The following is a 10,268-nucleotide window of genomic DNA, read 5'->3' on the forward strand; positions in this document are numbered from 1 at the left end:
AATACTTGCAAAAATCTTATGCATCAGAGACCTTGCTTTAGACGAATAATTAAACCTTATTTTCCGGGCCAACCTTAGTAGCCGATAACATCACTGTATGATTCAACCTTATTTACCTTGTTGGGATTTTAATATACTCATACATAGGATTTACAGTTTAATAATTGGCAGCCGTTCCCACTTACAAGCATAATAAGGTTTGGTAAAACGTTTATTGAACTGGCTACTAAGGTTTAAAATACAGGAATAAGGTTTTTATGGCTCAAGCAAAAGTGAATATGAAAACCATTGCGATAACCCTTGTTTTGTGTCTAGCTACTTTGGCCTGCTCTTCCGGGTTTGCCCATGTAAGTTCAAAGCCTCTGTGCGTATTTCGCTCCGTTGGTCTGTGGTTGTAATCCGCGCTTTCAGGCAAAGTATTTATTTGCGGGATCACACCCCGATATATATCGCGGGCGAGTTTGTTAGGCGGCGATTGCAATCGAAGATCACCCTTAGGTAATTGAAAATCAGCGGAGCTAAATCGCCACCAGCCGCTGTGAACATCACGAACAGCGGGTTATTTTATTTCAAATTCCAATTTCAAATTTATCAATTCGTTTGTAAAACTATCAACTTTCAAATCTTCAATCTCACAGATTATCGGCATATTGTCAAGAAGCATCGAATCCATATTATCCTTTGATTTTTTTAAACCCCAATTTGTGTATTCAGTCAATAATCGGACTAAAGTTATTCTATTTTGTTGACGAGAATTGAAATACTTTATACTCACAGTTTTCATAAATTGTCAAATTTTAGGTTTACAAATCCGGCCTACCCCTCGTTTGCAACGAGGGGTTTTACGCCTGTCGTTTGTAACGACACATAGTTATTGAATGATGCAATCATTCAATAACTAAGGTATTACTTCCACCTCGATCATACCACCCAAAGATGCATAATTGACTTCGTCAATCTTCGATTGCACTGAACTAAAAAGGTAATCTTCGGCTTTTTCGACTATCATCGCTCTAACCGGGTATTCATGTACATAGTTTATCCGTTGGTCTATCATCTCATTGTTGTAATGTAGTTTTCGGATGGCATTTTTTGTTTTAAAGATAGGAACTTTTGCCAAATGCAGTGCGAGCTTGTTGTATTCATCTTCCCGATACCCGGGAATGGCAGTTAAAAACGAGAGGTAGATAGTGTCAAATCGTCTCAAAACATTCAATAAAACTTTTTATTCCAATAATTATAGCCCCTTTTTTCTCAACATCCATGCTTAAGAGTATCGGCCTTTCATTAAATCTAAAAATGATGGCTGTTAATAATGATTTTGATTTTAAGTTCTGTATGTCAGAAGAATATATTTTCAATTTGTCATTTTCATTTTGCTCATCCTGAGTATACCTCAACATCTCAATATTCCTTTTTTGAATTTGATTAAAATTGGATTCAGTCACTTGCTTTTTTTGAAGGTTGGGATTCCATTTAAAATATTCCCATACAAGAAAATAAAGCTTCATTATTTCTTCTAATTCTCCCATGGAAACATCATGGTGATATCCCAATAAAACAGACAGAAAGAAAGGTTGATATTTAAATATCTCATCCGAAGTAGAATTGACATAATCCGAATCAATCTGCTCTGTTTTCTTAATTAATTGTGCGATTAATGCTGTCTCATTAAAATCATTTTGAGTGAACTTAATTTTTGTCATAGTATTTGTAGTGTTACCTTTTTTTTGTATGCCGAACAATGGCAGTCTGTCTAAAAATCAATCATCTCCGGCCTACCCCTCGTTTGCAACGAGGGGTTTTACGCCTGTCGTTTGTAACGACACATAGTTATTGAATGATGCAATCATTCAATAACTAACGTATTACTTCCACCTCGATCATACCACCCAAAGATGCATAATTGACTTCGTCAATCTTCGATTGCGCGCTGAACTAAAAAGGTAATCTTCGGCTTTTTCGACTATCATCGCTCTAACCGGGTATTCATGTACATAGTTTATCCGTTGGTCTATCATCTCATTGTTGTAATGTAGTTTTCGGATGGCATTTTTTGTTTTAAAGATAGGAACTTTTGCCAAATGCAGTGCGGGCTTCTTGCTTACTTCTTGTTAAAAACGAGTTGCGGTTTACCCCTCGTTGCAAACGAGGAGTAGTTGTAAAAACTTACGACATATCCCGACTAGCGGGGTAAATCGCCACCAGCCACTTGCCATCATTCAGCATATTCCAAAGAGCTGGATTTGTTATTAAATTTATTCAATCGTTGCTAATTTTTTTTCTTTATTCTTTAATTGAATACTTTCTCTGTATTCCAATGCCTCAGCTTTCATTGTCCAATGAGCATTTAATCCAAGTTCTTCTACTTTAGATTTTACTTCGGAAATGGATGTGTTAAAGAATTCTTTTCGATAGTTAATTTTGTTTACTCTCTCTGAATTAAATATGTCGTGTAAGTCCTTTTCAAGTTTAGGAGCATCATCTGAATGAATCATAGCATGTACGTCAAACGAAAATGGGACAGAAGCATCTCCTAATTCTTTTACTCTGTCAAGTGGTTCTAAACGACGAGTTAATCCAATTTTTAGTACATTTTCTCCAAATGAACCAACATTTGAGATTATATAAACATGTCCTTGTTTAGTCTGTTGAGCCATAGATAATGCTCTTTGTCCTTTTTCTTCTGCTTCGGCTAATTTTTGTTTAATAGTTTCTAATTCAGCCTCAAATTTTGCTCGTTCTTCCGCTGCTGCATTAGCTAGTTTTGCCTCTGCTTCTTTCATTGCTGCTGCAAGCATTTTTTCCTCCTTCTCTGCTTGTTTTAATGCTCTCTCAAATTCACGTCTTGCTTTTTCTTCCTCTCTCATTTCTTCACGAATTTGACGCTGTTCTTCAAGGTCGCGTTTTTTAATTTCTTGAACGGTTACGGCTAGTTTGAGTTGTTCAACAACTACATCAAAGTATCTTTGATTTATCCTCGCATTTTTAAAAGGTTTTCCATTATGATTTACAAGTGTAAATGCGTCATTTAATGATTGTAATAATATTCCATAATTGTCGTGTTTAACCTTTGACATTATTGTGTCAACTTTTCCATTAAAAGCATCTAAAACAAAATCAATAGCAGTAGTTTTTCTATGTTCCTCTACATAATCACAATCTGCGCATTCTCCATTTTTTATCATTGATTTTATTAAAGTCCTAATTTTCGCAAGTTCTTCTCCTGCTTCTTTATGACTATATTCTTCAGCTAAATCATCAAGCAGACTATGGTTCGGAATTAAATATTCATCGCCATATCCTTCTATAATATTTTTCATTGCTTTTACTGTTGATTGGTATTGATCGGCATTTTGTTTCGCTTCCCATGCTTCTCCTGCAATTCCTTCTGCCTTTATGTTAGCATCATTTTCTATTTTGTTGGCTAACTCATGTGCTTCTGTTAGGATTTTCTCTGCTTTTTCTTTGATCTCTTTTGCAGATTCTCTAGCATCTTTTTTTATTGAATTAGCCTCAATATTCGCATTCGCAATAATTTCCTCAGACTCTTTTATTATTCTTTGAAGTTCTTCCTCTACATTTTTGATTGGCTCATACTTTCTAAGATATTCTGTAGAATCTTTATATTTCTCAAACTCGGCAGCCAGTTTTGAAAGGTTTTGTTTTAATATCTTATTCTGTCCTTTTAGTTTGGAATTGTTGACTAAAAGAATAATTAATATTATAAAAAATAGAATTGCTAAAAAAGTCATAATATTTGTTTTTAGGTTAGTATTTTATTGTAATCTATATATTGCTGATACTGGTTTTTTAATAAACCATAACGGTTGCGCTATGTTTTCGGTGCCGATTGCGGGTTGCTTTCCTGTCGAACCGCACCGCCGTTGTTGCTGGCTAAGTGCTTTGTTGTCAGAACGAAAACGGCAATGAAATATAGCGGCGTATTACCAATAGTTTTTATTTCATTTTGTCTAAAATATCTTTGTTAATAATATTATCATCAAGCTTTTGAATAAAACCGATTATGTTATCACTGTTTATTTTACCATTAAAAATCCAGTTTTTAACTTTTTCAGCAAAATTATTTATCAGCTCAAAAAAGTCATTATAGCTCTCTTGGTTATGTACATCTTGGGGGCTTACCCATTTTCGTCCTAATTCGTCATAGCCGACATAAAATCCTGACTCTTTTATTGTGTTAAAATAAGACTTTTCTTTTTTCTTATTTTCTTCTCCATTTTTTCTTTTGTTATATAATATTATTATCAATGCAATTGCAGCAATAGCCATTACAATCAGTGACTTGGGAGCATCTTCGTCTTTTTTCTCTAAAGATTCCAGTTTAAAATACAAATCAAGTCCTGCGTTATGTTTTATTTCATGATTCCAAAAATATTTATCCAAATCTTTGATTGGTATTAAATTATTAATTGATTTTAATTGTAATACAACGGATTTTGATAATTCCTCCATTGCAAGAACACTCAATGATGAAGCTGCTCCAAAGTTGTTAATTTCAGCTGCTTTCTCTGATATTTTAAGTAAGCTTTCAAAATTCTCAAGAGCTAATAATGCACCTTGTCGATACTCATTTTTTTTCAATTGGGTTATTGGAGTCATTTCTATTTATTTTAATCCAACTAGTTTTCGACCAAATTCATTGCGCACTGCATCAGTGCCATCAATTGAATAAAACTCCAGTTTACCATTTTCTAAAAGTCTTGCTTTAGAGTTGTTACCTAAATAAACGTTTTTCTTATTCTTGTATACTGTGCATTCAACAGCACCAACAAATGTTAGTTTATTATCAACGGATTCTGGTTTTATTGCAATATTTATTCCTTCTCCTGCAAGTCGCATGCTAGGATATAAAACACCATCATATTTCTCGGAAGATATTTCTGCGTACGCCGCTGAAATTTTATAATCTGAATCTGTTTTAACATCCTTTGCAAATTCATTTGCCAAAAAACTACTTATTTCGATTGAAGGAATCTTAAAGTCAGGATTCATGACTGTAAGCTCTTTATATTTTTGCTGAAGTTCAATCGAAAGCTTTGTTGGTCTTTCAAAATTTTTATGATGTATTAAAGAAATAAGTGTAACATCTTCAATCACATCCCAAGCACTAAATGTAAATTTTTTTTCTCCCATAGTTTCAGAGTCTCTTACGAAATTACTAACCTCATATAACGTAGTAATTCTAGCTGTTGTCGGCTCACTTTTGCCTAAAATCTCTGGAACAATTGCACCGTAAAACATTGTCATATTTGGAGTGCTTGCTCTTTGATATGTTGTATTAAGTATTTGAGGTTTATACGATAATTCAGATATAGTCTTAAATGATGTATTTTCTGATGGTCTAACTCGTATTATTCTCTTTCCTGCATGAAGAGTTGTTGTCATTACACCAAATTTTCCAAATTCAATTAATTTTTCTTTAATGTATTCTATTGGAACTTCATTTAAATCTATATTTTTTAGCTCCTCTATTATCCTACGGTGTTGCATTTTTTTAAATTATTGGTAACACGTCTATATTCCTCACTTTGTCGTCTTTTTTGTATTGTTGATGTTCAGTATAGCAAGGTTGGGAGCTTACCTGCTGTGGCGTTGTTATTGCTTGTTGTACTGGTCTTCTTTCATCGTCATGAGGCTGGATCATTTGTGTCGGTGAAAATTTCTACTGCATTTAAAGGCTTCGACTTAATAGATTTCCCCATCGCACAAAATGTTCTTCGCCCTTACTAAGTAAGCAAACATTTAACATAGATAAAAATAAATTGAGTGAATGGGCTGTTTTATTGAGTGAATGGTGCTTTTTGATGTGTGAATGGCAGGGCAGGGAGGAAGGAGAAAGGTGCAGGGAGAATGGAGCATGGAGAAAGGAGCAAAGGTGTTCGAACGGGTTTACAATTCATCATTATTGGAAAACTGGAAATACACTCAATTACTTTTTTGTGTTTTTAATTCCCGGTGCGCTGCACCTCTCTCCCTGTGTCGTACTTTTCTGCTATAAACATGATCGCGGCTCTGCCGCTTTGGAAGATTGTGGAGGGTGGAGAGCGTAACACAAAGAGCAAAGGGCCAGGTAGTTCGAACGGGTTTTCAATTTATCATTAATGGAAAACTGGAAATACACTCAGTTACTTTATTGTGTTTTTAATTCCCGGTGCGCTGCACCTCTCTTCCTGTGTCGTCATTTTCTGCTATAAACATTATCGCGGCGCTGCCGCTTTGGATATTTGCGGAGGGTGGAGGGCAGAGGGCAGAGAGCAGAGAGAAAGGAGCAGGGAGCAAAGGGCAAAGGTGTTCGAATGGGTTTTCAATTTATCATTAATGGAAAACTGGAAATACACTCAATTACTTTTTTGTGTTTTTTATTCACGGTGCGCTGCACCTCTCTCCCTGTGTCGTGCTTTTCTATGCTATAAACATTATCGCGGCGCTGCCGCTTTGGATATTTGCGGAGGGTGGAGGGCAGAGAGCATGGAGTATGGAGCATGGAGAAAGGAGCATGGAGCAAAGGTGTTCGAACGGGTTTTCAATTAATCATTATTGGAATCTGTCCTGCCGGCGTACATTAAAAATGCGCGAGTCGGAGCTCGCGCCTCCCAACACAACACGAAACATCGATATTGTATAATGTACCATCGGGAGCGGCGATCCCGGGTGCACCGTGACTTCGCTGCGCTCAGGCTCTCATCGTGAAACTCGTTTTATTCTGGTTCTTACTCGCCGAAGACAATCCGAATATTGCCAGTGACTATTTGGAAAAAAGAAAGCTGTCATGCTTGCTGGAGTGCCTGTATACATTAGAATGCGCGAGTCGGAGCTCGCATCTCCCAACACAACACGAATCAGCAGAAATGACTCATTGACCAATGACTCAATGACTCTTTTTTAATTTTCCATCTTCCATTTTCCTTTTCCTCAATGACTTAATCGTTGACTCTTTTAATCTTCAATCGTTGATCGATCATCTTCAATCGATAATCATTCATCTCTTTCCATCCATCTTCCATCCATCGCTTTAAAAGCCCATCAACACACTTCGCGTTGTGTTTTCGACGGTTCATCGGGGCCAACAGAAAAAAAGTTGCCGAGAAATGCGTCTTTTTGCGTCGACGCGACCGCGAGCGCGCTGTCAGCATGTTTTTTTGCTGTCAATAAGTTTTGTAATGGCTGTCGAAAGGTTTTTTTGACCAATTTTTTTTTCTTCGGACCTGTAAAAACGTTTTTTTGCTTTCAACAAGTCTTGTAATGGCTGTCAAAACGTTTTTTCGGCTTCAACAAGTCTTGTAATGACTGTCAAAACGTTTTTTTCGCTTTCAACAAGTTTTGTAATGGCTGTCAAAACGATTTTTCGCTTTTAACAAGTCTTGTAATGGCTGTAAAAACGTTTTTTCATCTTCAACAACGTTTGTTGTCGTGAAAAAAAGCTTTTTACAGCGGACAACAAGCCTTGTAAGCGAAAAATAAGGAATTGGAAGCCGGGAACAAGCAACTTGTTCCGCTTTCTACGTTTAAAGTCATCCCAACATGGCTATTCACCGTCATTTTCTGCATCGTTCTTTTTGGGTACAACAAGCCGGGGAAATAAACGCCTTGAGAACTGTTTTCCAAAGCGTGATACGACGGTATAATAATTTTTCTCGTATTGCCTGACCAGATTGATCTTTGCAATCTTTTCGAGTGTTTCAGCAGTCGTTACCTTCTCGCTTGAAAGAGCCAGGGCATCCAATGCCTCCTTACAGCTGTTCAAAGCGCTTTGGAGGGGTTCGATCAAAGCATGCAGCTCGTGCGTAGCACCCAAATCGTTGATCCGCAAAATAAGCTGGTCTACTTCCGACGATTCCTTTTTGGACGATACGAATACAATGGGCGTAAGACCGTTTGGGAAAAGCCGCCTTGTGGTCATTTCTCCGGGATGATCGCGGTCGAACTTCAGGGCGGCTTCTTTCGCATCTCTTACTTTGTCGTCGAGTTCGGCATCCATGATCACCAGCAGGTCGTAATTGCTTTCGTAATCCTCTTCGGCTGTTTTGACTGCTTCTCTTTTTTCGAGCAAGGCATTGTAAGCGGGTTCAATGGCCGTTGCGTGGGCTTCGGTGCCCTTGTTCTGACGGCACAAACGCAGGTGGCGCTTTACCGTCTTCAGCACTAAGTTCGACGAGTGCCGTTCATAAAGTAGCTGAGCCATTTTGTTAATGAATATTGGTTTAAAGTGCCGGCTACAGAGCCGGTGATGATACATAAGGATAGAACAAAAAAGATGCGTCTTCCTTGTTCTATCCTCAGAGAGACAACCACAGTTGCAGTAAAAGTGGTTTGAAGTAAGTTGTCGAATTATTTGTTAAACCACTTTGATGCGACTGCTACGAGTGTATTCATCAAAACAGCTGTTGCTGTTATTTTCCTCACAATGTTACAAATGAAAAATGAATTGGTAAAATAAATTGAGTGAATGGCCGGAAAAATTGAGTGAATGGACAAAAAACGAATGTAAATGGAAAAAGTCATTAAATCATTAAGGAAAAAGTCAAAAAGTCATTGAGGAAAAGGTTTAACCTGTTAGATCTTCGATTTATTTAACTGGGGTAGTGAGCATTGAAAGGGATTGTTTTTTTTACTAAGCAGATTTCATAAATTTGAAAGAAAAAAATGAAAATTAAGGAGCTTCAAGATAGCATCATTCAGAAAATCAGACTTGCTAATGATAAAGAGCTGCTCAATGATCTCGATCAGCTTCTGAGTGACAAACTGGACCAAAAGCCATATAAGTTGCCAGAATCCAAAAAGAGGATGCTTGAGGAAAGCAAGTCTGAGTTCAGTGCAGGCGATACAAACATGGCTGATGATGTTCAGGCAATTTTATTGTCGCGGGTTCTTGCCATTTCCGATGAGGAATCCTTGTCTGAAATGATAGCTATGATCGATGAGAGAGATAAAACGATTTACTACACAACGCCGGAACAGAAGGAAGCCATAAAGGAAGGACAGGAGCAGATTGCAAATGGCCAGTATTTTACCAATGAACAAGTTGAAAAAGAAATCGATGAATGGCTAAACAAAAAATAATCTGGTCAGCGCGTGCAAAACTTGAACTGCTTGAAATTCTCGATTTTTACTTTAAACGAAATGGCACCAAAACCTATAGCATTAAGTTGAATGCTAACTTTAGAAATGCGGTTCGCTTAATTGCTAAATACCCACGTCTTGGATTCCAAAGCGATATACCCAATACACGAGTTTTGATCGAAGGCAACTATGCTATCTTTTATGAAATAAAGACTGAAGTAATTGAAATATCAAGCATTTGGGATTGCAGGCAAAACCAGGATAATAATTTTTTAAGTCATTGATAAAAAGTCATTAAGGAAGAAGTCATTAGTTCCCGATATCGCTGCGCTCATTCCCGAAAATCGGGACAGGCAGGGACTGGTCGCTATCGCTCCCGGCATTGAGGAAAAGGTTTAACCTGTTAGATCTTCGATTTATTTAACAGGGGTAGTGAGCATTGAAAGGGATTGTTTTTTTACTAAGCAGAATTCATAAAGAGGATGCTTGAGGAAAACGCTGACATTAAATTCTTCGATATGAATTGCCGTCGGTTTTAACCGACGGACCTGAAGCAGCAAACAAAATCAGGGCTTTAGCCCAATTTAGTATTGTATGCTGACTAGCAATCTCCGATGAAGAATCCATGTCATGAAATGATAAGATGCTCATTCAGTCGGGTTCGGGCTAAAGCCCGGAGTGGCTTTGTGCCATCCTTGTCCGTCAGCTAAAGCAGACGGCAATTAATTCCGTTGAACGATGTTTTGTAAGGCAGACTGCAATTAGGATAATGGCCTTGCTACAGTGAGAGGCTGAGTAAATAAGAAAACCATCGCGAAAACGTAAGTGCTCACACTCACGGTGTCGCTTTGAGCGACGCCGTGAATGTCAATACGGCTGAAGGAAATTCTCCATCAAGCTTTCCTCTAATGTGTTCTATTGTGGTTTTTTTTTTGAGTGCCTGAGTGCCTGAGTACCTGAGTGCCTGAGTAAGCCGTGGCGAAGCAAGTTAGCAGTCCACTATCCGCAACAAGTAACGAGTAACGAGCAACGAGCAACGAGCAACCAGCATCCATTTCCTCTAATGTGTACTATTGTTTCTATTGTGGCTTTTTTTTTGAGTGCCTGAGTTCCTGAGTACCTGAGTGCCTGAGTAAGCCGTGGCGAAGCAAGTTAGCAGTCCACTATCCGCAACCAGTAACGGG

The 10,268-nt window shown here is 37.7% G+C and carries 8 protein-coding genes; 2 read left to right on the forward strand and 6 right to left on the reverse strand.

What is annotated here, in order from left to right; translation table 11 throughout:
- Positions 1-898: 898 nt before the first annotated feature.
- The 6 genes from FHS86_RS02960 to FHS86_RS02985 form a co-directional block, all read right to left on the reverse strand.
- Positions 899-1,207: a hypothetical protein gene (locus FHS86_RS02960; protein WP_429410973.1), complete on the reverse strand. Its 309-nt coding sequence runs from the start codon at positions 1,205-1,207 to the stop codon at positions 899-901.
- Positions 1,194-1,706, reverse strand: a complete 513-nt coding sequence (locus tag FHS86_RS02965; RefSeq protein ID WP_429410975.1) for a hypothetical protein — start codon at positions 1,704-1,706, stop codon at positions 1,194-1,196. Before FHS86_RS02965 ends, FHS86_RS02960 begins: the two co-directional genes overlap by 14 nt.
- Before the next feature lie 552 nt (positions 1,707-2,258).
- Positions 2,259-3,755, reverse strand: a complete 1,497-nt coding sequence (locus FHS86_RS02970; RefSeq protein WP_429410977.1) for a DUF4041 domain-containing protein — start codon at positions 3,753-3,755, stop codon at positions 2,259-2,261.
- 205 nt (positions 3,756-3,960) lie between these two features.
- A complete protein-coding gene (locus FHS86_RS02975) occupies positions 3,961-4,623 on the reverse strand; it encodes an AbiV family abortive infection protein (protein ID WP_429410979.1) in 663 nt (220 codons plus the stop codon).
- Positions 4,624-4,629: 6 nt separating this feature from the next.
- The gene (locus tag FHS86_RS02980) at positions 4,630-5,514 is read right to left on the reverse strand and encodes a hypothetical protein (RefSeq protein ID WP_429410981.1); all 885 of its coding nucleotides are present in this window, start codon (positions 5,512-5,514) and stop codon (positions 4,630-4,632) included.
- Between the two features lie 2,035 nt (positions 5,515-7,549).
- Entirely contained in the window at positions 7,550-8,206 is a 657-nt protein-coding gene (locus FHS86_RS02985; protein ID WP_429410983.1) for a hypothetical protein, read from the reverse strand.
- Between the two features lie 461 nt (positions 8,207-8,667).
- Here FHS86_RS02985 and FHS86_RS02990 point away from each other — a divergent pair, with 461 nt between their 5' ends.
- Together FHS86_RS02990 and FHS86_RS02995 are read left to right on the forward strand one after the other, a co-directional pair.
- Positions 8,668-9,084 (forward strand): hypothetical protein, encoded by a 417-nt coding sequence (locus FHS86_RS02990; protein ID WP_429410985.1) that lies wholly within the window; start codon positions 8,668-8,670, stop codon positions 9,082-9,084.
- Complete coding sequence (locus FHS86_RS02995) at positions 9,066-9,368, forward strand: type II toxin-antitoxin system RelE/ParE family toxin (RefSeq protein ID WP_429410987.1); 303 nt, start codon at positions 9,066-9,068, stop codon at positions 9,366-9,368. The genes FHS86_RS02990 and FHS86_RS02995 overlap by 19 nt, the downstream gene beginning before the upstream one ends.
- The last annotated feature ends 900 nt before the right edge of the window (positions 9,369-10,268 follow it).

This window comes from Roseimarinus sediminis, from assembly GCF_050433125.1.
GTDB lineage: Bacteria > Bacteroidota > Bacteroidia > Bacteroidales > Prolixibacteraceae > Roseimarinus > Roseimarinus sediminis.